General features: G+C 39.5%; 19 protein-coding genes. 11 read left to right on the plus strand and 8 right to left on the minus strand.

Features of this window, described 5'->3' with window-relative positions; translation table 11 throughout:
• Positions 1 to 8 precede the first annotated feature (8 nt).
• From DUT70_RS12090 to DUT70_RS12130, 9 genes are all read left to right on the plus strand, one after another.
• Positions 9 to 2435, plus strand: coding sequence for a S9 family peptidase (locus DUT70_RS12090; protein ID WP_240432096.1), 2427 nt, complete (start codon positions 9 to 11; stop codon positions 2433 to 2435).
• Between the two features lie 296 nt (positions 2436 to 2731).
• Complete coding sequence (locus DUT70_RS12095) at positions 2732 to 3628, plus strand: DUF4886 domain-containing protein (RefSeq protein ID WP_113647590.1); 897 nt, start codon at positions 2732 to 2734, stop codon at positions 3626 to 3628.
• Positions 3629 to 3852: 224 nt separating this feature from the next.
• Positions 3853 to 5406: a T9SS type A sorting domain-containing protein gene (locus DUT70_RS12100; RefSeq protein ID WP_113647591.1), complete on the plus strand. Its 1554-nt coding sequence runs from the start codon at positions 3853 to 3855 to the stop codon at positions 5404 to 5406.
• 193 nt (positions 5407 to 5599) lie between these two features.
• Complete coding sequence (locus tag DUT70_RS12105; protein WP_113647592.1) at positions 5600 to 6232, plus strand: peroxiredoxin; 633 nt, start codon at positions 5600 to 5602, stop codon at positions 6230 to 6232.
• Positions 6233 to 6412: 180 nt separating this feature from the next.
• The gene (locus DUT70_RS12110; protein ID WP_113647593.1) at positions 6413 to 6721 is read left to right on the plus strand and encodes a thioredoxin family protein; all 309 of its coding nucleotides are present in this window, start codon (positions 6413 to 6415) and stop codon (positions 6719 to 6721) included.
• Between the two features lie 2 nt (positions 6722 to 6723).
• Positions 6724 to 6972, plus strand: coding sequence for a DUF6952 family protein (locus DUT70_RS12115; protein ID WP_113647594.1), 249 nt, complete (start codon positions 6724 to 6726; stop codon positions 6970 to 6972).
• Positions 6973 to 7212: 240 nt separating this feature from the next.
• Positions 7213 to 8595 (plus strand): hypothetical protein, encoded by a 1383-nt coding sequence (locus tag DUT70_RS12120; protein WP_113647595.1) that lies wholly within the window; start codon positions 7213 to 7215, stop codon positions 8593 to 8595.
• Positions 8596 to 8674: 79 nt separating this feature from the next.
• A complete protein-coding gene (locus DUT70_RS12125; protein ID WP_113647596.1) occupies positions 8675 to 9166 on the plus strand; it encodes a hypothetical protein in 492 nt (163 codons plus the stop codon).
• Positions 9167 to 9223: 57 nt separating this feature from the next.
• On the plus strand, positions 9224 to 9610 hold the full coding sequence (locus DUT70_RS12130; protein WP_113647597.1) for an HU family DNA-binding protein: 387 nt from the start codon (positions 9224 to 9226) through the stop codon (positions 9608 to 9610).
• Between the two features lie 174 nt (positions 9611 to 9784).
• Here DUT70_RS12130 and DUT70_RS12135 read toward each other — a convergent pair whose 3' ends face one another.
• Positions 9785 to 10609 carry an N-acetylmuramoyl-L-alanine amidase gene (locus tag DUT70_RS12135; protein ID WP_113647598.1) on the minus strand — a complete coding sequence of 275 codons (825 nt, stop codon included), beginning with the start codon at positions 10607 to 10609 and terminating at the stop codon, positions 9785 to 9787.
• Between the two features lie 128 nt (positions 10610 to 10737).
• Here DUT70_RS12135 and DUT70_RS12140 point away from each other — a divergent pair, with 128 nt between their 5' ends.
• Positions 10738 to 12414 (plus strand): dipeptidyl-peptidase 3 family protein, encoded by a 1677-nt coding sequence (locus DUT70_RS12140; protein ID WP_113647599.1) that lies wholly within the window; start codon positions 10738 to 10740, stop codon positions 12412 to 12414.
• Between the two features lie 253 nt (positions 12415 to 12667).
• Positions 12668 to 15109 carry a TonB-dependent receptor domain-containing protein gene (locus tag DUT70_RS12145; protein WP_113647600.1) on the plus strand — a complete coding sequence of 814 codons (2442 nt, stop codon included), beginning with the start codon at positions 12668 to 12670 and terminating at the stop codon, positions 15107 to 15109.
• Between the two features lie 85 nt (positions 15110 to 15194).
• On the opposite strand, the gene DUT70_RS12150 is transcribed toward DUT70_RS12145, so the two are convergent.
• From DUT70_RS12150 to DUT70_RS12180, 7 genes are all read right to left on the minus strand, one after another.
• On the minus strand, positions 15195 to 17873 hold the full coding sequence (locus DUT70_RS12150; protein ID WP_113647601.1) for a T9SS type A sorting domain-containing protein: 2679 nt from the start codon (positions 17871 to 17873) through the stop codon (positions 15195 to 15197).
• A gap of 112 nt (positions 17874 to 17985) precedes the next feature.
• Positions 17986 to 18348, minus strand: a complete 363-nt coding sequence (locus tag DUT70_RS12155; protein ID WP_113647602.1) for a response regulator — start codon at positions 18346 to 18348, stop codon at positions 17986 to 17988.
• Between the two features lie 5 nt (positions 18349 to 18353).
• Positions 18354 to 18926, minus strand: coding sequence for a chemotaxis protein CheB (locus tag DUT70_RS12160; RefSeq protein WP_113647603.1), 573 nt, complete (start codon positions 18924 to 18926; stop codon positions 18354 to 18356).
• Positions 18923 to 19750: a CheR family methyltransferase gene (locus DUT70_RS12165; RefSeq protein WP_113647604.1), complete on the minus strand. Its 828-nt coding sequence runs from the start codon at positions 19748 to 19750 to the stop codon at positions 18923 to 18925. The genes DUT70_RS12160 and DUT70_RS12165 overlap by 4 nt, the downstream gene beginning before the upstream one ends.
• On the minus strand, positions 19750 to 20124 hold the full coding sequence (locus DUT70_RS12170) for a response regulator (RefSeq protein ID WP_113647605.1): 375 nt from the start codon (positions 20122 to 20124) through the stop codon (positions 19750 to 19752). The genes DUT70_RS12165 and DUT70_RS12170 overlap by 1 nt, the downstream gene beginning before the upstream one ends.
• 9 nt (positions 20125 to 20133) lie before the next feature.
• Positions 20134 to 23724, minus strand: a complete 3591-nt coding sequence (locus tag DUT70_RS12175) for a response regulator (protein ID WP_113647606.1) — start codon at positions 23722 to 23724, stop codon at positions 20134 to 20136.
• 16 nt (positions 23725 to 23740) lie between these two features.
• Positions 23741 to 24865: an ATP-binding response regulator gene (locus DUT70_RS12180; RefSeq protein ID WP_113647607.1), complete on the minus strand. Its 1125-nt coding sequence runs from the start codon at positions 24863 to 24865 to the stop codon at positions 23741 to 23743.
• Positions 24866 to 24895: the final 30 nt, after the last annotated feature.

Consider the following 24895-nt stretch of genomic DNA (forward strand, 5'->3'; position numbering starts at 1 on the left):
ATAGCACAATGAAAAGATATATTGCATTCTCAACGCTCTTAACGGTTACAACAGCTTCTATGTTGGGCGAACCAGTACAAGCCCAGCAAGTAGCACCCTTAACCGTTCAAAAAATTATGCGGGACCCCAAATGGATGGGAACTTCACCCGATGCCTATCGTTGGTCGGCAGATAGTAAAACGATTTTCTTTAACTGGAATCCCGAAAATAAAGACAAGGCGCAACCCTATAAGGTAAATGTAGCAAGTGTAAAAGTTGATAAAGCAGAGAACGGGGAAGCAGATAAAAACGCGGAAATTAACTATGCTTACAATAAAGACAAATCCCTAGGTCTGTTGGAGAAAGGGGGTGATCTTTACCTTTCGAACCTTAAAGCCAAAAAGGAAACCCGCCTGACCAATACCTTAGAAAGAGAGAGCAATGCCAAGTTTTTGTACAACAACGATGTGGTTTTTCAACGTGCAGAAAATGTTTATCAACTAAACTTGGCCACTGGCGAATTAAAACAGCTCACTAACTTCATCAAGGGAAAACAAGAAGGATTTGGAATGCCATCGGGGAGAGGTCCAGTTCGTTCAGCAGGAACTTCGCAACAAGATACCTGGTTAAAAAATGATCAAACCGCATTATTCGATATCATTAAAAAGCGAAACGCAGAAGGTGGGAATAGAGGCGCAGGAGGCGGAAGACGTTTTGGTGCCGCAGGCGCTAATTCGACACCAGCCAGAACCATCAAGCCTATTTATTTGGAAGAAGATTTTATGGCGGGCTTAACCGTTAGCCCAGATGGTAAATTTGTAAGCTACCGCTTGATCAAGCAGGCTACAGGAAACAAAAATACCATTGTGCCTAACTACGTAACTGCTTCTGGCTATACCGAAGACATTAATGGCAGAACCAAAGTAGGTGAAACCTTATCAACCAGTATTACCTATGTTTTAGATTTGGATAAAGATTCGGTTTACGCGGTAAGCACGGCACAAATACCTGGCATTAAAGATTTACCCGATTATGTGAAAGATTATCCAAAACAGCTAGAAGAAAGAACCAAGAAGAACGAAGATCGAAAAGTGAACCTCAATGTGGTGAACTGGAATGAAAGTGGCTCTTTTGCGGTAGTTTCTGGCCGGGCACAGGACAATAAAGATTTCTGGATTTTGAAACTCGACCCTACCACAGGAAAGTTGAGTTTAATAGACCGTCAACGAGACGAAGCTTGGGTAGGTGGTCCTGGAATTAACAGAGATGTAAGATGGATAGACAACCAACGTTTTTATTTCCAAAGCGAAGCGACTGGTTACTCTCATTTATACACCTACAACATCAACACTGGTGAAAAGAAACAACTGACTTCTGGAAAATGGGAAGTACAGCAAGTACAACTTTCTAAAGATAAAAGCACTTTCTACATCAGCGGAAATAAAGAACATCCAGGCATTACCCATTTTTACAAAATCAGTGTAAACGGCGGCGACTTGGTTCAAATTACCAGCATGAAAGGTGGTAACGAAGTGACGTTGTCTCCTGACGAAAAATGGTTGGCCATTAACTATTCTTACATGAATAAACCTTGGGAGCTTTACATCCAAGCCAATAAACCTGGCGCAAAAGCAGTGAAAGTAACCCAATCTACTTCAGCAGAATTTGAAAGTTACGAATGGCGCCAACCAGACTTGGTATCATTTAAAAACCGCTATGGCGACGATGTATACGCTAGAGTTTATCCTGCTGAAAATCCGCACCCAAATAAACCAGCGGTAGTTTTTGTACATGGAGCAGGCTATCTACAAAATGTACACTACTGGTGGAGCCAATACTTTCGAGAGTATATGTTCAATAATCTTTTGGCAGATAACGGCTATACCGTGATTGATATCGACTACACCGCAAGTTCTGGTTATGGCCGTAACCATCGTACAGGAATTTATCGCCATATGGGCGGAAAAGATTTGACCGATCAGGTAGATGGCGTGAAGATGCTGGTCGAAAAATATGGCGTTAACCCTAAAAATGTTGGTTTGTACGGTGGATCTTATGGTGGCTTTATTACATTGATGGGTTTGTTTAATGCATCAGATACCTTTAGAGCAGGAGCGGCACTAAGATCAGTAACGGATTGGGCGCACTACAACCATGGTTATACCGCAAATATCCTTAACGAACCATTTAACGATCCAGAAGCATATAAGAAAAGCTCACCAATTTACTTTGCAGACAAGCTTAAAGGCGATTTGGTAATGTTACACGGGATGGTCGATGTAAATGTGCATTTCCAAGATATTGTGCGCTTAAGCCAACGTTTTATTGAGTTAGGAAAAGACAATTGGGAGTTAGCGGTATATCCCGTAGAAGATCATGGCTTTGTTGAACCTAGCAGCTGGACGGATGAGTACAAACGTATCTTCAAGTTGTTTGAGAATACGCTAAAGAAGTAAAAGGGTGCTTTAATGTATGGCTGACCCTGAAATAAATTTACTGCGTAGCTTTTCGCTTCGCTACAGATCAGGGTGACGGTAAATCATCGCTCCGTCATGCTGAATTTATTTCAGCATCAGTTTTAAAGTAATTACTAGTGAGTTAGAAATCGGCTCAGGTAAAATATGATTGGGGAAACTAGGTACTATATTATCCAAAGGAGATAAAATTTTAATCCTTTTGTGCCTGGAGCCTGAAAATGATTGACAATAAGAGATTTTCTATATAAGTTAGCTACAACCAATAAGTTTAAAAGATGGACATTAGATTTTTTAGGAGACGTTTCGTTTATTTTCTCGCAGCAATTTGCTTTTTATCAATTGGTATCCAAAATGCTCACGCTTCCCTTTCTGCACAAGCTACTGAAAAGCCTAACAAAGAGAAGGTGATTAAAATTCTTGCTATTGGCAATAGTTTTTCTGAAGATGCTTTAGAGCAGTACTTTTATGGATTGGCCAACGCTGGAGGTTACAAAGTGATTATCGGAAACTTATACATTGGCGGTGCGCCATTGGATTTGCATTGGAAAAACGTACAAGAAGATAAAGATGCCTATGAATATCGTAAAATAGGATTGGATGGAAAGAAGGAGCGTTTCCCGAAAACCAGCATCTCGAAAGCCATCGCTGATGAACAATGGGATTATATCAGCTTGCAACAAGCCAGCCCCAAATCAGGATTGTTTGAAACTTATTTGGAGCCGCTACCCTTATTGTTCGATTATGTAAAGGGTAAGGCCACTAATCCCAAGGTGAAACTTGTTTGGCACCAAACCTGGGCCTATGCGCAAACCTCTACACACAGCGGTTTTGCAAGTTATGGTAAAGATCAGATGAAGATGTATCAAAGTATTATGGACGCCTCAAAAAAAGCCATGAAGTTAGTCGCTTTTGACATTTTGGTGCCCTCGGGAACTGCTATACAAAATGCACGTACCAAACTGGGCGATGTTTTATGTAGAGACGGCTATCACCTTGACCTTAACATCGGTCGATACATTGCCTCTTGCACTTGGTATGAAGCTATTTTCAAACAAACCGTAGTAGGTAATGCTTACAGGCCCGAAAAGGTCACGGAAGAACAAGCTGCAATAGGTCAGCAGGCAGCACACGAAGCTGTAAAGAAGCCTTTTAAGGTATCCAAAATCAAATAAGAAGTATTTTCTTTCAAAATTAAAAGCCGCACAGTTATGCGGCTTTTAATTTTTTAATGCGTTTTCTTGCGTTTTAATTTTAGTTTTCGTATCATTATCTTATTGAAAGAGAGATAAATTGCATTTTTGCTTGCCTAAACCTGCAAATTGTTGCGTTTTGAAGCGTAATCGCCGTTTTGCTCCTTTCCCTAACCAAACTAATCTTAAACCATTAAACAAAACGTATGAGAAAACTTTTACTACTATTCTTATCAGCTGGAACTTTTTTTGCAAAAGCTCAAGTGAGTTTGACTGCGGACTGGTCTCTTCTTGCTCCTGGGTCAAGTCAAATTACTGCTAATACAGGAGCTTCGGTGGCGTACAATCCCTCAACTCAACATTTATTATTCCCTGATAGAAATAATAAAGTAAGTATACTATCCCCTGCCGATGGAACTACCATTAAAATTTCTGGAGGTACTCCGAAGGAGTTAAAAACAGATGCCACATGGTCTAGTGATGGCTTTAAGTATAACAAGATTCGGGTAGATGCAGATGGCGTGATCTACGCGATAAATCTGATAACGGCAGCAGGGAACTTGTCTATTTATAGGTGGGTTAACGAAGATGATCAAGCTCCGACAAGAACTCAGTTCTCGATGGCTGCCAGAATGGGGGATTCATTTGGAATCTACGGTACGGGAGATAATACTAGGCTTTATGTCAGTGGATCTGGAAGTGACAAAATTTATGTTTATAGAGTTACAGGAGGAGTAATTACACAGGACAGGGTAATTACGATAACTACTGGTTGGGCTAGATCCAGTATATCTCCCATTAGCGAGAACGAATTGATCATTGCGGGCCCTAGCGGTACTTGGGTAAGAAAAGTGGCTACTGCGGCAGGAGGGACAACTTTGCTGGCAGGAACGGTTACCATTAGCAAGCAAAATTCTGCCTTCGCTAATGCAGAATATTTTGTGGATGGGACTAAGAAATATATTACTGTACATGGGGCAGTAATAAATGCTAGCATGCAGCAAATTGGGATGGAATTTGAAGTTTATAACATTACAGACATTGCTAATCCTTCATTAGTTACCAAATCGACTTTGATGACCCCTCCTGTGGCTCAAAATGGCAGTGCGTATGCTGACGCAGCAGTCTTGAAAAATGCAGATCAAACATTCACCTTTTTTCATACCGTTTTAGCTAATGGCTTGGCGTCTTATACCTCAAACACCACACTCCCTGTAACCCTTACCTCTTTCAATGCCTCTCTAGTAAAACGACAAAGTACCCTAACTTGGCAAACCGCCTCGGAATCGAAAAACAAAGGCTTCGAAGTATTGCGTTCTAACGATAACGCCAACTTCTCGCCCATTGGTTTCGTGAACTCTAAAGCGCAAAATGGTAACTCATCAGAAGAGCTGAACTACAGCTTTATAGACCGTACGGCTAAAGCAGGAGAAAATTATTATAAACTGAAACAGGTTGATTTAGATGGAAGCGAACAGCCGTTTGATAAAGTAGTCAGCGTAAAACTTGGCTTCGACGATAATAGCGTGGTGGCTTTTCCTAACCCAACCACCAAATATGTAACCGTTAATACAGGCACTACTGACTATAAAGCCATTAAATATGAACTATTTGATGTGAGCGGAAAGAAAGTTTTAAGTGAAAATGCGAAAGCTACCGAGCAAGAACTTAGTCTGGGCAGCCTTCCCGCTTCTATCTATTACCTAAGGATTTCAAAAAACAACGAGCTTCAAAAGACCGTTAAGCTCATTAAACAGTAAATAGGGTTAGTTAAATAAGTTGAGGCTCCGACGTATGTTGGGGCCTTTTTTGTCATAGCTATGATCTAATTTTCAATAAAGAAGTATCATTTTTATCTATGGAGCTATCAAAATTAAGTATGGTTTTAGCGTTGGCCCGGCAAGCTTTTTAGGCTATCTTTGCAGCACGAAAATTAAAAAACACGAAATAATTATGAGTTACGTAGGTAAAAAATTCCCTAGTATTACAGTTGATGCCATGTCTGAAATGGGTGACGACTTGAAAATCAACGTTTTTGAAGAAGCAGTAAAAAATAACTCTAAAGTATTGTTGTTCTGGTACCCAAAAGACTTCACTTTCGTTTGCCCTACTGAATTACACGCTTTCCAAGCAGCTTTAGAAGATTTTAAACAAAGAAATACCGTAGTAATTGGTGCATCTTGCGACACTAACGAAGTACACTTTGCGTGGTTAAACACTGCAAAAGACAACGGTGGTATCGAAGGTGTTACTTATCCATTAATTGCGGATACCCACAGACAATTAGCAGGTACTTTAGGTATCTTGGATCAAGAGGTTGAGTACACTGAAGAAGGAGAAGAAGTTTTCTCTGGATCTAACGTATCTTACCGTGCTACTTACCTAATTGACGAGACTGGTAAAGTATTCCACGAGAGTGTAAACGATATGCCGTTGGGCAGAAACGTAAAAGAATATTTGCGTTTAATTGATGCTTATGCACACGTACAAAAACATGGAGAAGTTTGCCCAGCTAACTGGGAAGAAGGAAAATCAGCCATGAACGCGACTAGAACTGGCGTTGCTGAGTACTTAAGTGCTAACTAAAAAACTTATCGTTATTGCGAGGCACGAAGCAATCTTACAACGTTAATTTAAGATTGCTTCGTTGTTCTTCCTTGCAAAGACGATGATTTCTACCTTTTTTCAAACCATTAACTATGCGATTTCTAAACTAACACAAGACTGTAAAAGTAATGTGATTGCATAGCTATTAAATTTAATATCATGTTTTTAGAATTAACAGAAGATAGTTTAAACCAATACCTTTCAGATAATCCGAAGGTAATGGTACAATATGCAGCATCATGGTGTGGTAACTGCCGTATCATGAAACCAAAGTTTAAAAAATTAGCATCAGAAAATGAGGATGTGGCGTTTTTAATCGTTGATGCAGAGAAATTTCCAGAGTCGAGAAAATTTGCGAAAGTTGATAACCTACCAACCTTTGCCGCTTTTCAAAACGGAGCTTTGGTTGATCAGGTGCAAACCAATAAAGCAGAAGTTTTAACGGATTTATTTGCTAAAATCAAGTAATTATGAAAGTTCCAGTAATCAGACAGTTTTTTGAAAACGCTACGCCTGAGCAGTTAAATGCAACATTAGAAGTGTTAGAAGCATTTTGCGAATTCAGAGGTGTAAGTGAAGCCGAAGTGGATGTCGCAGGAGAAATGATTACCAATATTTGCGGCGCATTAGAAGTGCATGAAAGCGTAAAAGGCGGGATGGCCGAAAGAGAAGCGCTGAATGCATTCTCCCAAAAGGTAATGGGGTCTATTGATCGATAGACTTTTTTCGTAAAAGGACACCTTAATAAGGGTGTTAAACCTCGCAGGTTTTTAAAACCTGCGAGGTTTTTTTATGTCCAAAAAAAAAATGAAAAATCACCCTAAAGGGGTGATTTTTTTGAATAGAAAATCACGCATATTTGATTTTATCAATTGGTTTTGAAAATCTATTTCATGCCGTTGCAGTTTTTTTTAAGCGCTACTCGATCTTCAAGACCATAACAGACTTAACCAAATGTTATGAAGACAAAATTTATCTTTTTAACACTGCTACTAGGCTTAGCAGTGGAATTAACTTGGGCGCAAATTCCCAAAGTTAAATCAGTAACTCCTGATGCCGTTAAAAAAAAGGAGCCCGAAGTTAAACCAGTGGATAATGATACCACAGAATTAATTAAAAAATTGAAGGCGTTGATGAAAGATGAGAAGGGCAGGCATAAAATAGGCACCTTTAAGATAGAACGTTATGTGGTTGTATTTCCCTCCTGTTTCCCAATCAAACACCAAAAGGAGATGGCCGACATTAGGCACATCGTAGATTCGTTGGTGAAGCGCGACAGTTTTAAAAATGAAACAAGAGAATATGACTTTGAATTTCAAACACCTTTACAATGTTATAATGCCCAAAAAGGAAACAAAATAAGGTTGAAGATTGCCGAAGTAGATAGTGTAAAAGTGGACATTAAAGAGGGGACAATAGAGCTGTTAAAGATATATACCAATGATGGCGAAATTTTTTACAATACCCAAGCACCAGTGCCCATTATCACCATGGAAAAACGTTTTTCAGATAAATTACGGAATCCCAAAGATGGCTGCTTTGTACTATTGAAAGATGTATTGTCATTTGATGCAGATACCAGATTCAATTACTTTCCCGACGATACGGTGTTTACCATGCGTAGAGATTCACGTAAATCCATCGAGACCTTTCCGTTAAGTGCCAGCAATGATTTTTCCTCTTTTGTGAACATACAGGCCTATTCTGATTTATTGGGTGTGTTGGGAGATAAGGCTAATGGATTGGTCCAAATAGAGGCAAACACTAAATTTTACCTGCATAGGGGTAATGTTTTTAATAAGTTTATGTACCTTCTTTATGCCTTCGAACCATTCTTTCACTTCAGCAAAATCGACAGTAAGTTTGATACAATTGCCTTATCCTCTCCTGGAGAAATTAACCGTATGGAAGTGTTTAGGAGATATACTTTTGCTGTAGGCACGGATTTAAATTTCTTTAGGTTTGATTGGCGACCAGCGAACTCTTTCGAGCTTAAAGCGGGATACCAATACAGTACTTCAAATTTAGTGTTTAATGGAAAAAAAATAGACGCCATTTTACATACGCCATATGCTGAGGCGGCTATTAAAAGCAAAAGGATGAAAAACTTTGGCACCGATATTCGTGTGCGTTTTTTAGTGCAAAAGCTAAATCCAATTGATGGCATTGATACTAGCTCCTGGGATCATTTGTGGGCATTCAAAGCCAGTGTCTATTATTTTTCGGGCAGTAAAAACAAAGACAAGGTTTTCCTGAGGTTCCTTAATTATGTTGATCCCGGAAACCGAAAACAGGATTTTTCACAACTTCAATTAGGGTTTAGTAAAGCCATATCTTTTTAATTCTTGCCAAATCCCTGCAAAAGGCACTGTTAATAAGTAACAACTAATTAAATAAACATTAACTCTTTAATCTAAAACTATGTTAGCAACATTAGAAAATCAGGACTATGAAGAACTTGCAAACGAAGTTCAGAAAATTGCAGACACCAAAAGTGAAGACAGCTTGTATGCAGTTTTGGGCAATGCCCTTTACAACAGCGGGCTAGAAGTAGCCCCTTATGACTATCCAGAAGCGGTTATGGCCATAACCAGCATTAAAAGCAAGCACAAAGTTGATTTTATCAAAACCATTGATTTTGTGGGCAATGCGGTACCAATGGCAGAAATTGATGCCAAGGAGCAAGGGAAGGGATTTTTCCAGCGTATCAAAAAGGAAATCTGTACTAACGAAAAAATCAGGGATTTTTTTACAGGCAAAAGTGCTCTTGCCGACCATCTTAAAATCATCATTCCAATTATCCTTGGTCTAATATCGTCGTCACTTGCCCTTGGCCCCATCGGTTTGGCTATTGTTGTCACCATTCTTGCCCTAATTCTTAAAGTAGGTTACCAAACCTATTGTGACATTTAGGTTGTCTACAAAATGTGGTGTTAGCAAGTAAAGAAACAATTAATCAAACACAAAAAAATGGCGATTAGATATACGATGACAGAAAAAGCTGAGCCTGGCGTTTTAGGCGGAGGAACTAAAAAGTGGTACGCAAGGGTTATTATGGACGGAGAAATTAGTATAGATGATTTATCTAAACAAATTGAAAAATTCTCTGCCTTATCCGAGCCTGACATCCGCGGCGTAATTATTGCCTTGGAAAATGTCATCCAAGAATACCTAGTAAACGGGAAAGTAATCCGTATGGACAAACTAGGAAGCTTTTATCCAGGACTTAGTAGCGGAGGAGCAGCAACAAAAGAGGAGTTTAATAGCACTTTTATCAAAGAAGCTTATGTTACATATCGTCCTGGGCAACGTATTCGGGATGCGCTAAAAACCGCCACTTTTAAAAAGACGGAGTAGGCCTGAAATTTGGAAGCTTCCAATTGCTAAACCGGAAGCTTCCACTTGTTCGATTGGAAGCTTCCAAATATAGAAATGGAAGCTTCCAGTTTTTTAACGATGCAAGAGATCGTGATTCCAGATACAGTTAAAGTGTCTAACTATAAATCGGGGTTCGATTAATCAAGTCATCCTTTACAAACTCTTTTTGTACAAATTATAAAGCACCTGCTTATCAAAATCGGTAAGCGTTTGCGTAATATCCGTTTGAATAAAATGGATTTTAAAGGCTTCAATGGCATAATTTGGACGTGCAATGTTATAGCCAATCACTTTTAAGCCAACTATGGGATCAAAATTTTGCGGTACGCTATCTAACACTTCATCATACCAAAGTCCGTAACCTTTTTGAGCCAAGGTTTTCCAAGGGAAATTTTTAGGATCATTTTTTCGTCCAGGGGCAAAATCCGCATGGCCAATAAAGTTGGCGGTAGGGATGCTGTATTTTTTCTTCAAGGTACCCAATAAAGCACATAGGCTATTGATCTGTGCATCAGTCCACACATCGGTAGTCCCATTGTTGTCCATTTCAATGCCAATAGAACAAGAGTTCATATCCGTAACGCTGCCCCACTTGCCAGCCCCAGCATGTTGCGCTCTCAAATAATCGTTTACCATTTGCACCACTTTACCATCTCTGCTCACCACATAGTGAGAACTGGTTCCTGTTCGAGTTAACGTAAAAGTTCTAAGCGTTTGTTCCAACGAATCTTGCGCCGTATGGTGTATGATGACAAAATTCGGTTTTCTGATGCCCATATTGGTGGTGCCCACAAAATACTGTTCGCTATACAGCGAGTCGATTTTTTGGTTTTCGGGCGGGGTAGCTTTAATCATTTCCGAAAAAGCCTTTGCGTTGTTTTTGTACACCTTATCAGTAGCCTTATACTTGTAGGTGCTGCATCCTGCGATTAACAGCCCAATTGCTGTGGCAAGAAATGAAGATTGGTAACGGTTCATTAAAATAAATTATGTTTTGTTGTGTGGTGAGTTGGTTGGGAAACCTTCAGGTGTTTAACTACTTATATTCTTCCTCAACTTTTTTACTAATTTAGGGCTTTCAAATAACATCCGAAAGAATATTATTTATGCAAAAAATAAAGATGCGTGTAGCCAAAAGCCTGATCTTGGGAACAGTCTTAGTGACTTCTATAACCGCTTGTACAAGCAAAAACCCAGGCCAGGAAAATGCTGGAAAAAATGAGTTGGATTCCCTGCAAGAATATGTGGCCCAACGCTTGCCAATTTATGAGAAAGTAAGGTTAAGCACCGACCTTAATTTGCTTACCGCCAACGAAAGACAAGTTTTACCTTTGCTAATAGAAGCGGCACAAATTATGGACGAACTGTTTTGGAAACAGGCCTATCCGCAGCGGGATAGCTTATTAGCCACCATTAAAGACGAGAAAACAAAAGAGTTTGTAAAAATCAACTATGGTCCTTGGGACAGGTTAAACGGTGATAAGCCATTTGTAGCAGGTATTGGCGAAAAGCCACTCGGCGTAACTTTTTACCCTTTAGATATGACCAAGGAGGAGTTGGAAAAATCGGATGTAAAGGATAAACAAGGACTTTATTCGGTAATCAGGAGAGAAAGCGGCAAACTGGTTTCTATTCCATATCACATCTATTTTGCCAATGAATTGCAAAAAGCCAGTAGTTTATTAAAACAGGCCGCTTTAATTACCGACGATGCGGGTCTTAAAAAATACCTGAACCTGCGTGCCGATGCTTTGGTGAGTGATAACTACACCGCAAGTGATTATGCTTGGTTGGACATGAAAACCAATGGCTTGGATATTATTATTGGCCCAATTGAGAACTACGAAGATAAATTGTTTAACGCCAGAGCTTCTTTCGAGAGCTATGTATTGGTAAAAGATAAAGAATGGAGCAAGCGCTTGGCCAAATATGTGGCCTTGCTTCCTGAACTTCAAAAAGGTTTGCCCGTAGCGGATAAATATAAAAAGGAAGTTCCAGGAACCGATTCGGAGCTGAATGCCTACGATGTGGTTTATTATGCAGGCGACTGTAATTCAGGTTCTAAAACCATTGCGGTAAACTTGCCTAACGACGAAAAAATCCAACAGGAAAAAGGGACCCGCCGTTCGCAGTTAAAAAATGCGATGAAAGCGAAATTTGATAAGATTTTAGTGCCTATCGCCAATGTGCTTATCGATAAAGAACAACAAAAATACATTAAGTTTGATGCCTTTTTTGCCAATGTGATGTTCCACGAAGTAGCGCATGGTTTGGGGATTAAAAACACCATTACAGGTAAAGGAATGGTGCGCAATGCTTTGCAAGAGCAATATTCATGGTTAGAAGAAGGTAAAGCCGATGTATTGGGGCTTTACATGGTTACTGGATTGCTTAAAAAAGGAGAATTGCAGGGCGATATCAAAGACTACTACACCACCTATATGGCTGGTATTTTACGCTCGGTACGCTTTGGTGCTTCTAGCGCACACGGTAAAGCAAACATGCAATGCTTTAATTTTTTCCAAGAAAAAGGAGCATTTGAAAGAACGGCACAAGGGGCGTATAAAGTTAACTACGACAAGTTTGCTTCGGCAATGAACGAATTGAGTGCTGTAATTTTAACCTTGCAAGGTAATGGCGATAAATTAGCCGTAGAAAAAGCGCAGAAGGAAAGAGGGATCATAAAAACTGAATTACAGGCCGATTTGGACAAGCTTGCTCAAAAAGGCATTCCTGTAGATGTGGTTTTTGAACAAGGAGTAGATGTTTTAGGAATGAAATAAATTTTAAACCCAAAGAAGCGGTCTAGTTGCAAAACTAGGCCTCTTTTTTTATGCCTTTTGGTGTGGTTGCTTAAAAAAATGAAAATTTCTTGTAACCTTTTGCAAAACTCTATCGTCTACATGCTACAAACTATTTAATAAGGGATTTCCCTTTTTGAAAAACTAAGCGAAAAACTTATAAAAGGTAAAAAAATGCGCTAAATGCGTACAGGAATTTTTTTGCCCAAAATTTTGAAGATAAAACAACACACAAATGAAAGCTATATACCTCTTAATCCTCACTTTATTTGCTTCTACGGCACTTTATGCCTCGCCTAATAGGGCTAAACAAGTAGATGTTAACGGCTTGGTTTTAGACGAGCAGCGCAAACCCATTGATTATGCCACGGTAGGTTTGTTTAAATCCTCAGACTCATCTTTGGTGAAAACAGCCATGACCACTCCAGAGGGAAAATTTAGCTTTCCAAGCATCGCCTCTGGCAGTTATTACATCAAAATTAACATGATGGGCTACCAAATTCATAAAGGCAAAGCTTTTACGGTAGCAGAACAAGCGCTCAACTTACCTGAAATTATTTTAGTAGCCACCAGTAAAACCTTAAATGCAGTAAGCATTACTGCTGTAAAACCTCTTTTGGAGCGTAAGGCCGATAAATTGGTGATGAACGTTGAAGCCAGCTCCGCTGCAGCAGGTTCGTCGGCATTAGAGGTGCTACAAAGAGCGCCAGGGGTTACGGTCGATCAGAATGACAGAATTTCAATGCAAGGTAAACAAGGTGTTTTGATCATGCTAGATGGCAAACAGACGTACATGAGCCAAGCAGATGTAGCCAACTTGTTGAGAAACATGCAAAGCTCCGAAATAGAAACCATCGAACTGATTACCAATCCATCTTCAAAATATGATGCATCTGGAAATTCAGGAATCATCAATATCAAAACCAAAAAAGCTAGAAGTGGTGGCGCCAACGGCAGTTTTAATGCAGGGATGGCTTACGGTAAAAATCTTCGGGGAAACACAGGTCTAAATCTAAACTATAGGAACAAAGGCGTGAACGTTTTTGGTAGCTATAACTTTAATAAGGGCGCTAGGGACAATACAATTAATATCGACCGTGTTTCTAAAGGTTCTGGCGCTAATGCCGATACTTATTTTTCTCAAAAGGGTGACGATACCCGTGATTATGAAAACAATAACTTTAAAGTAGGTGCCGATTTCTTTCTTAATAAAAACAATACCATTGGTGTTTTGGTAAATGGCTACTTGAATAGCGCTGAAGATATATCGACCAACCGTACATTGATTGGAAAGTCGTTTACACAAATTGATTCCACCTTGGCGGCCAATAACACGCAAATATCAAGCTATCGTAACTTCTCTTATAACCTGAATTATAAATCAGTTTTAGACACTACTGGCCAAGAGCTTACTGCTGATGCGGATTATTCTAGGTACCATGGAAAAGACAATGCCGAGCTGGTAAATGACTATCGTTTTCCAGATGGATCTTTGGTGAAGCCAATTGGTCGTTTAAGAAACAATAGCCCAAGTATCATCGATATTAAAGCGGTTAAGGTAGATTATGTTTTGCCCATCAGTAAAACCATGAAATTTGAAGCTGGCGCTAAAAGCAGTTGGGTAGAAACCGACAACGATTTACGTGCAGAGGAGTGGATTGGCAATACTTGGCAAAATGATGTGCGCCGTAGCAATAGGTTTGTGTACGATGAAAATGTAAATGCGGTATACACTAACTTGAATAAGCAGTTTAAAAATACCAGCGTTCAGTTAGGTTTACGTATGGAGCAAACCAACTCGAAAGGTAATTTGCTAACGACCAACGAAGTTGTAAAACGTAGCTATTGGGATTTCTTTCCAACCATTTACATTCAACAAACTTTGTCTAAAAACCACCAAGTGGGCATTTCTTATGGACGCAGGATTGATCGGCCGAGTTACGACGCCTTAAATCCATTTATGTACTATTTGGATCAATATACCTACAACAAGGGTAATCCTTTCTTAAATCCACAGTATACTAACAATTACGAGGTAAATTATACCTTCATGCAAAAGTATTTCTTGAACTTTGGCTACAGCGTGGTAAACGATGCGATTACAGAAGTGATTTTGCCAGATGAAAAACAAAAGGCGTTATATCAAACCAATGCAAATATTGCCAAAAACACCACGATTTCTGGAAATCTTTCTATTCCCATAAAAGTAAGCAAGTGGTGGACGATGAATAACAATCTGAATGTTTTCCATTTGGCCTTTGAAACGCCCAACTTAGAAGGGCAAGCCTTAAAAACGGGTCAAACTTCTTATCAGGTGCGTATGCAGAACAACTTCATCATTATGGATGGGTTAACGGCTGAAATCAATGCCAATTACGAATCACCGTTAACTTACGGTACGCTTGCCATAGAGCAAAAAGCATTTGTAGATATAGGCATTAGCAAAGCCATCCTTAACAAAAAAGGAAGTATCAGGTTTGCCGTTTCAGACGTTTTTGATACCAACAGAACCAGATTGAGCAGTGCCTATCCTGGGTTGAGCTATAACCTTTACCAAAAGAACGAAACGCAATTGTTTAGGCTTAACTTTAGCTATAGATTCGGAAAGAATGAGATTAAACCTGCCCGCAGAAGATCTACAGGAACAGAGTCGGAGCAAGGTAGGATGAAGAACTAGTGCTTTACTAGATTCTTGGAAGACTTACGAAGGTTCAAGACTTCGTAAGTCTTTTTATTTTTTAGCAGTATAAGATTAAGGGATGCTATTGCTTAACAATTTTTTTTGTTTCCGTAACGCCATTCCCGCTTAAGCTTATGAAATAGATGCCTTTTGAATAAGTGGAAAAATCTACGGTGATGCTGGAGGCATTTGGACCAATTTGTCTTTGCTCTGTTTTTCTTCCTGTTTGTTCAAATATGTTAAGTGAGCTGTATCTATTTGGAGTAAACGAAACGGTTACATTCTGTAGCGTTGGGTTAGGAAACGCAGAGATATTATCGCTGTCAAAACCAAAAGCTAAATGCGCTGTCCCCAAAACTGTAGTTGTTCCATCTTGGTTCACCAACATCAATTGATAATAATTGTTGCCGTTTAATGGTGCTTTATCATAGAAAGCATAGCTATTGTTGACAGACTGCGTATTTGCGGCTACTGTTCCTATTTTGATAAAGATTGTTTCGTCTGTACGGCGATAAATATCAAAATTTTTCACATCCTGTTCTGATCCCGTTTGCCATTGTAATAAGGCCGATTGCCCCGAAGCTTTATTCGCTTTAAATGAAATAAGGTTGAGCGGAAGTGTGCTTGGTGGTAATGCAATTTTTTTAGCAAAAACTCCTTTGGATAAGTAGGTGATAATTAGTTCTGTGTTGGTAGTCGTAATGCTGCTGTAACTGGCAATGGCTGCAGAAGCTGGACCCGATCCTATCATTTCCCAGTTATTGTTATCGAATTTTTGCACTACTGCTCTGCTGCCATAACCAGCATCGATATAAGTCACATATGGTTTGCCATCGTAAAATGTCATCTTGATATAATTGGCCACTCCTAAAGAAAACCCTGCAGGGCCTACATTTTCCCAATTAGTGCCGTTAAATTTCTGTACAGTAATTTTATTGCCAGCAGCTACGTCTTGATAAGCAGCATATGGAGTACCATTGTAAATCGCGATATCGATATAAATAGCTGTTCCTGATGAAAATTGCGATGGACCTACGATCTCCCAGTTTGTGCCGTTAAATTTTTGAACAGTAATCTTTAAATTATTGGCAAAATCTGTATAAGCTACATAGGGGGTTCCATTGTAAACAGCAATTGATGTAAAAGCTACGGCATCTGCAGAAAAACCTGGCGTACCAATAACTTCCCACGATGTTCCGTTGAATTTTTTAACGGTTATTTTGTTGGAGCTATTTGCGTCTCTGTAGGTTACATAAGTAATCCCATTGTAAATTGCCATATCACTAAATTGGGCCGAACTTTCAGAGAATGGCGCATTACCTATCGTTTCCCAAGATGTTCCATTGAATTTTTGGACGAAGCCTTTGTAATTATCATTTGCATTGCAATATGCTACTTGGGGTAGATTTCCATCAAAACCAATACTATTATAGAACACAGGCCCTAAAGAGAACCCTGCAGGGCCTACATTTTCCCAATTAGTGCCATTATACTTTTGTACCGTTGCCTTTCCACTGTTTACAATATCTTGGTAAAATACATAAGGAAGGCCAGCACTGTTACTTTCGATAACGACATGGTCTGCTATACCCTCTGAAAGACCACTTAAGCCAAGTTTTTCCCAATTAGTGCCATTAAACCTTTTAACATAAGCCTTATTGTTATCTCCATTATCATCATAAGCAGCATATGGCGTACCATTGTTTAGGATAAAAGATAGAAAGTTAACGGAGCCAATTGAAAAGCCACTCTGTCCTAAAACTTGCCACGTAGTCCCATTAAATTTTTGTATTGTGGGTTTGTTACTATTGCTACCATCTCTATAAGCAATATATGGAATACCAGTTGGATCTACAGCGATCGATATTTGTATAACATTTGCTCCAGAAAATCCAGGGTTACCAATTGGCTCCCAGTTGGCGCCGTTAAATTTTTGCGCTGTCAATCGGTTTCCGTTAGCCAGATCTTGATAAGCTACATAAGGAATATCTTGATGAATGGCGATGTCTAAATAATTTGTTTCGCCCGCAGAAAACCCTAAGTTGCCAACAATTTCCCATGTAGTATTGTTGAATTTTTGTACCGTAGCGCTATTGTTGTTTGCACCATCTTGGTAAATAATATAGGGTACCCCATTACTGTTTACCGCTATAGAGGTGAAATAGGCCGTTCCCGTAGAAAAGCCAACTAGGCCTACGGTTTCCCATGATGTTCCAGTAAACTTTTTTACGGTGGCCTTACTACCGTTGTAAATGTCGCAATATGCAACATAGGGGGTGCTTCCATGCACATAAATGGATATATAAGAGGCAACTCCATCTGAAAATCCCGCATTGCCTATATTTTCCCAATTTGTGCCATTATACTTTTGTACCGTTATTTTGTTGTTATTAGCGGCATCTTGGTAAGCTACGTACATCACTCCTAAATTGTCGGTGGCACTAACAATCTGATTAGCTTCTCCCGCACTAAAACCTACATTTCCTACATTTTCCCATTCAGTGCCGTTAAATTTTCTTGCCGTCACCTTATTGTTTTGATTTCTGTCTTGGAAAATAATGTGAGGTATTCCATTGGAAATTACAATATTCGTATTAGCGGCTTCTCCATAACTTGCTTGAACAAAATCATTGGGTCCTAGTGGCTGCCAATTTTGTGCATAAGAGGTATATGAGATGAATGTATAGGAAACAAAAAGAGAAATTGAAGAAAAAATAAGCAGTCTTTTTGAGAGTGCTTTTTTGAGGCGAAATTTTGGCATGATATTTTTTTGAACGCAAAAGTAGTAAATACAATAAATCTGGCCAATAGCGGTATGGCGGGTATTCGTTAAATTTTAAATTAATTGAATAACAACACCTTTTACTGCTTTATTATTTTCCAATCATTGCAACCACTATTTGTTCCAACTGGTCAATGTCAAAAGGTTTGGCCAAATAACTTTCGGCACCAGCCGTTTCGGCCAAGGCTTTAATGTCGTTATTGGCCGAAAAATAAATCACAGGGATGCCTTTGTACATAGGATGTCTTTTAAGTTCCTGTGTGGCTTCTATACCGCCTACATCTGGCAACCAGTTATCCATTAAAATCACGTCGGGTTGGTAGCCCGCCACTTGTTCAATGATGTGGTTAGAGGTAGATGAGGTTTTGGTTTCGTATCCTGCTCCTTCTAGGATAAGAGTGCAGAGTTCCAAAATATCTTTGTTGTCATCAAAAATGAAAACCTTTTTGCTCATCTTTTTTATGGGTTTAAAGATAAAGAATTGATATAATTAGCCATTTCTTCAATTTTTAGCACCGCAGAAACGTTGGCTCTTAAAATTGCTTGTTCGGGCATATACTTAACTTGTGCCGATTCGGGATCTTGCGCAAGGGTAATACCTCCATTTTTCTTTGCAGATATCAGCCCATTTACCCCATCGGCATTAGAGCCCGAAAGTAATAAACAAGCCAATTGATCCCCGTAGGCATCCGCTGCAGTCTGAAAAGTAACATCAATGGATGGGCGGGAATAGTTGATTTTTTCCGAATAGTCTAATGAGAAAGTAAAGTCTTTTTCAATAAGCAGGTGGTAATCTGACGGGGCGATGTAAATATAGCCCTTGTTGATTTTCTCCTTTTCATCAGCTTCTTTTACTTTTAGTGCTGTACGGTGGGATAGCAGGTCGCTCAACAAAGAATCTGTGCCTTGCTTGCGATGAACTACAATAATGATAGAAAAGCCGATATTGGGACTTATTTGGGGTAATATTTTTAACAGGACATCTAAGCTGCCTGCCGAACCGCCAATTACCAATGCTGCTGTTTTTCTCATGCGCCAACCTTCCTCCAAACTTTTTCCGTTCCTACTTTTTTATAAGTAGCTGATATGGGTGAGAAATCAATGGTTTCTTTGGTACCTAAAGCCAAATAGCCTAAATTTTCCAAGCTTTGATCAAATAGCTGTAACACACGGAACTGTAAAGGTCTGTCGAAATAAATGAGCACGTTTCGGCATAAAATCAGCTGAAACTCATTAAAGGATCTATCGGAAACCAAGTTATGTGTCGAAAAAATCATTTTTCGTTTAAGCTCTTCATCAAATTTTGCCAAGTTATAGTTGGCAGAATAGTAAGAGGAGAAATCTTTGATTCCGCCAGCAGCGATATAGTTTTCAGAGTAGCTTTTCATTTGGCTAAGCGGAAACATGCCGTTCGAAGCTTTTTCTAGTACCGTTGGGTTAATATCGGTTGCGTAAATCAACGATTTTTGCAATAGATTAAGCTCTTTCAGTAAAATGGCAATGGAATAAGCCTCTTCACCTGTAGAACAACCTGCCAACCAAATTCTGATAAAAGGGTAGGTGTTTAAGTTGGGTAATATTTGTTTTCTTAGCAATCGATAAAATGAAGGGTCGCGGAACATTTCTGTAACGTTTACCGTCACCCCCTCTACAAAATGCTTGAAATATACATCATCGTTCAAAGTTTTATACCTGAACTCGGCAAAGCTTAAATGTTTGTCTAAACTGTATAATCTGGATAAACGTCTTTTGAGGGATGCCCTAGAATAACCCGTAAAATCATAACCATGATGCTCTAGCACATCATTGATGAGGATTTCTACTTGTTCGTCCGATATAACCCCTGCTTGAGACACTATAGGTATTTGTTTATGAGTTTAATTAATTCTTCAACGTTAACAGGTTTTGAGATATAGCCTACCGCCCCCGCTTCCAGGCATCTCTCTTTATCGCCCAACATGGCTTGTGCCGTAACCGCAATGGCTGGTACATCCTTTAGTTGTTGATCTTCCCGCATTTTTGCAAGCGCCTGGTATCCGTCCATGTCTGGCATCATCATATCCAAAAGAACTACACCAACATCTCCCTCTTTTTTGATGAGGTCCAAGCCTTCTTTAGCGTTGTTTGCCGCTATACAAGCATACTTTTTAGCAGTTAAAACAGCTTTTAAAGCAAAAATGTTTCTGCTATCATCATCAATAATTAAAATTTTCTTTTCTGTGCTTTGCATATTTAGAGCTTAATTAGATTTGTCGTAAAGCCAAACTCTCAATAATGAAATTAATTGATCTATATCCACAGGTTTTGAGATGTAATCCGAAGCGCCAGCGGCAATACATTTTTCTCTATCGCCCATCATCGCTTTTGCCGTTACCGCTAAAATAGGTAGGTTTTTATAAGCAGGCATAGCCCTAATTTGTTTAGTGGTTTCATAGCCGTCCAATTCTGGCATCATCATATCCATTAACACCACATCAATTTTGGGGTTGGCCTTAATGGCGGCCAAAGCCTCCTTGCCATCAATGGCAGGCAATACCTTCATTTTATGTGGCTCCAAGGCTTTTGTTAAAGAGAAAATGTTCCTCACATCATCATCGGCAATAAGCACCACTTTGTCTTTAAGGACATCGGTTACATTTTGCAGCGTTTCTCCTTTTATTTCTTTGCTTTTATTGCCTTTTTCTTCTACCAAGTGTAAAAACAGCGCGGCTTCATCTAAAATTCGTTGGTAAGAATGGGCGGTTTTTACCACAATGGAATCTGCATATTGCTTAATGCGGGTTTCTTCTCCTTTAGAAAGATTTTTTCCAGTAAAAATGATAATCGGCAAGTTCTCCAGACCGTTACTTTTCTTAATAGTTTCCAGGGTCTCGTATGCATTCTTATCTGGGATGCCCATATCCAAAATCACGCAATCAACCTCTTTTTGGTGTAGCGCCTCAATGCTGTCGCTGATGTTTGAGGCCACAATGGTTTGCAGGCTGGCCGAGCTTAGGAAATGACTTAATGCTTGGGCATGCTGTTGATTTTCTTCGACAATGAGCACCTTTTTAGGGTTTTTGCTCAGTGCATGTTCCAGTTTCTCGAAAATCTGTTTCATGTGCTCCAGCGCAAAAGGTTTGTTGATGAAATCTACGGCACCTTTTTGTAAACTTTGCCTTTTTGCAGAAAGCGAAGACATGATGTGTACTGGAATAGGTTTAGTTGTTGGATTTGCCTTTAACTCATCCATCACTTGCCAGCCATCTTTAATAGGAAGCTGAATATCCAGTAAAATGGCCAATGGCTTATACTTCTGCGCCATTTCTATACCCACATCGCCACGTACTGCTACTAAGCCTTTATAGTTGCGTTTTCTGGTGAAATCCAACAACGTTTTGGCAAAATAAGTATCATCTTCAATAATCAGGATTACTTTATCATCGGGCTGTAAGCTGTTCCTGTCGTCCTCTACGTCCTCTGGTATTTTCGAAACCACAAAACGTTCTTCTTCGCGTTGTTGTTCTACTTTTTCTTCAGCTGCTTTTTCTTCTTCTTGCAAGTCGGTAAATAACGCACCAGTTCTTTCGTTAAAATTAGCTGGAATAATCAGCGTAAAAGTACTCCCTTCATTTTCTTTGCTTTCCAATTTAATGGTGCCGCCTAATAGCTTGGCCAGTTGCTTGCTGATGGATAGGCCCAAACCAGTACCGCCAAATTTGCGGCGGGTAGAACCGTCTGCCTGCTGGAAAGCTTCAAAAACAAGCCCTTGTTTATTTTGAGGAATGCCAATTCCAGTGTCGCTAACCGCAAAAGTAAGGACCTGTTCTTTGGCATGATAGCCGATAGATAAGCTAACCTTACCTTTTGAAGTAAATTTGAAGGCGTTAGATAACAGGTTTTTCAAGATTTGCGATAAACGCATGCGGTCTGTAGTGAATGAATTAGGTGCATCGCCAGAAACGCCAATCACTAGGTCAAGATGTTTATCTTTTGCTATCGGCATAAATAACGACCTAATATCTGTTGTAATTTCATCTGTTCTTACCTCGCTAATTTCCAGTTCCATCTTGCCCGCCTCAATCTTCGACAGGTCTAAAATCTCATCAATTAAGCTTAACAAGCCATGGCCAGAACTTTGGATTACTGAGGCATATTCGGTGTATTCTTTTTCTAGTTGTTCGCTTTCGGCCATTAGCTTAGATAGCAACAAAATAGAATTTAAAGGGGTACGAAGCTCATGCGACATATTGGCCAAAAACTCGGATTTGTAGCGGGTACTTTGTTCTAGTTGCTCTGCTTTCTGTTTGATTTCCAGATTTCTTTCTAAAATCAATTGATTGCGTTCTTCCAATAGGCTGCTTCTTTCTTCCAGCTCTTGGTTGCTTTGAAGCAATTCTTCTTGTTGTACCCTTAGTTCTTCTTCCGAAGCTTGTATTTTTTGGGTTTGCGCCTCCAGCTCGGAGTTTAGCGCTTCCAATTCTCCGTGTTGTGCTTGTAATTCTTCTGCCTGCGATTGGGTTTCTTCTAAGAAATCCTGTAGTTTCTTCCTGTTTTGCGCTGCATTAATGGCCACACCAATATTTGAAGAAACATTCTGCATAAAATCCAACTTGCGCTGCGGATAGGTATTGATGGTTGCCAGTTCAATTACGCCCATCGCCAAACCATTTCTGATGATTGGGAATGCCACCACGGTAGTTGGCTTTGTTTCGCCAGTAGCATAGGTAATGGTTGCTTCTTTATCAGGGATTTTTTCTAGAAGGATGAGTTTTTCAGATTGGAACGCCTGTCCAACCAAGCCTTCGCCAATGGCTATTTTTTTTCGTTGCAGTTTGGTATTTAAAGCAAAGCCATTAACCAAGTGTAGTTCTTGATCTTCTTCTAGGATGTAAAATGCGCCCACAAAGCTCTTGGTATGTTCTACTAAAGCCTCTAAAATATCTTTAGAGAGTAAATGCACCTCTTTATCACCCACCATTTTATCGTTTAGGATGGCAACACCAGTCTGCATCCAATCTTTATCTTCTAACAAAGCAAAAGAGGTTTGCAGGGCTTCGGCCATGCTATTTAAAGAACCAGACAAACTGCCTAAACCATCTTTTGAGGTTTCGTGAAGTCTTACTTTATAATTCCCAGTAGAAATTTGATGGGCAATGCTCTTGATGGTGTCAATGCGTTTGGCAGTATCTTCGTTAATGTGCTGTAGTTGCTGAAATAAGGATACACGCTCATTAAATTCTGAACTTACTTTCTGGTAAAAGAAAACGGTACTGAGCACCGATAATATGGCCGCGAAGATAATCAGGTAGGGAGAGAACCCTGCCAAAGCATTCATCTCTTTGGTTTTGATGGCCAGGGAATTTTTTTCTTCCGCCTTAATCTCTCTAATTACCCTGCGAGCACCATCCATATAGATTTTCCCTTCTAATAGAGCAGCCTCAAGCACGATACCTTTGTTGCGCTTGGTTTGAATGGTGCTCACTAAAATATCCATTCTTTTTTCGATAATGTTTCGAAGCTCTTTTAATTTCTGCTGTTCGTAGGGATTATCTTTGGTGCTTGCCATTACTCTCGAAAAAAGCGAATCTGTTCTTCTTTCACTATTGTTATAGGGCTCTAAAAAAACAGGGTTTCCAGTAAGCAGAAAGCCCCTTTGTCCAGTTTCTGCATCTTTTAAGGCCGAAACAATATTGTCAACATCGTTGATAATGTTGTTACTTTCAACCACCAAATCAGCACTTTTAATTAAATTCTTGATGCTGATATAAGAAGCTGTGGAGCTAATGATGAGCAAGATTAGTGATATGCCTAAACCGATACGGAGGTTAGTTTTTAGGGATAGTTTCATCTACAATAAATTAACGTTAAACGTCGGTCATTAATTGGTCAATAGGAATGGTGAAATAAAATTCAGAGCCTTCGCCATATACAGAGTTTACATTGATATGTCCACCATGGCGGCTGATGATCTCGGAAGAAATATACAGGCCAATGCCAAGGCCTTGAAAGCGATGGGAAGTTTCTTCTACACGATAAAACTTTTCGAAAACTCTTTTCACTTGTTCTGGTTGCATGCCAATGCCAAAATCTTTAACACCAACATACAGCTCATTGTTTTGTAAGCGTATATTTAGGAGTACTTCGTTGGTTCCTGGTGAATATTTAATGGCATTAGTCAAAAAATTAACGACGACTTGCTCAATACGCATTTCATCACCAAAAACCTTGACATTTACACTGCCGTTTTTGATGATTTTAAAATCAGGATTAGATTGATGCATGACTTCGATAATGTTTTCCAATAAGGTGTCCATATCGAAATATTGCTTGTTGAACTTGAGTTTGCCGCTTTCAATTTTCGAGATATCGAGTAAATCGGCAATCAGTCCGTTTAATTTCTCAAGTTGTATTTGTGCCTTGGATAGGTGACTTTTAACCTGTTCGATATCGCCTTTGGCCAAACCTCGCTCCAGGAGCTGTATATATCCTTTTACACTAGTTAATGGTGTTTTAAGCTCGTGGCTGGCAATGCTAATGAACTCGTCTTTTTTAAGTTCAGCTGCTTTTCGAAATTCTATCTCTTCCAGTAATGCTTTTTGTACCTCGCCCAGTTTGCGGCTCTGTTCGTAAATGCGATAAAAGGTTTTGATTTTTAGCAACAGAATGTTGATATCGACAGGTTTGGTGATATAATCTAAACCACCAGAGGAGTAACCTTTTGCGATAAATCGGAATTCGGTATTGGCTGCGGAAAGGAAAATGATAGCCGTTTCTTTTGCTTTGCTGTAACCAGAAATCACCTCTGCAACTTCAAAGCCATCCATTTCTGGCATTTGTACATCCAAAATGATAAGTACATAGGAGTTTTTAAGCACTTTTTTAAGTGCTTCTTCACCTGAGTTGGCGGTATCTACTTCAAAACCATGTTTTTCGAGAACGTTTTTCAAAGAGATCAGGTTCTCTGGAGTATCGTCAACAAGTAAGATCATTCCCAAATGTAATAAAAAAGGACGGATATG

The sequence above is a fragment of the Pedobacter chitinilyticus genome (assembly GCF_003313385.1).
In the GTDB taxonomy this organism is placed as follows: domain Bacteria; phylum Bacteroidota; class Bacteroidia; order Sphingobacteriales; family Sphingobacteriaceae; genus Pedobacter; species Pedobacter chitinilyticus.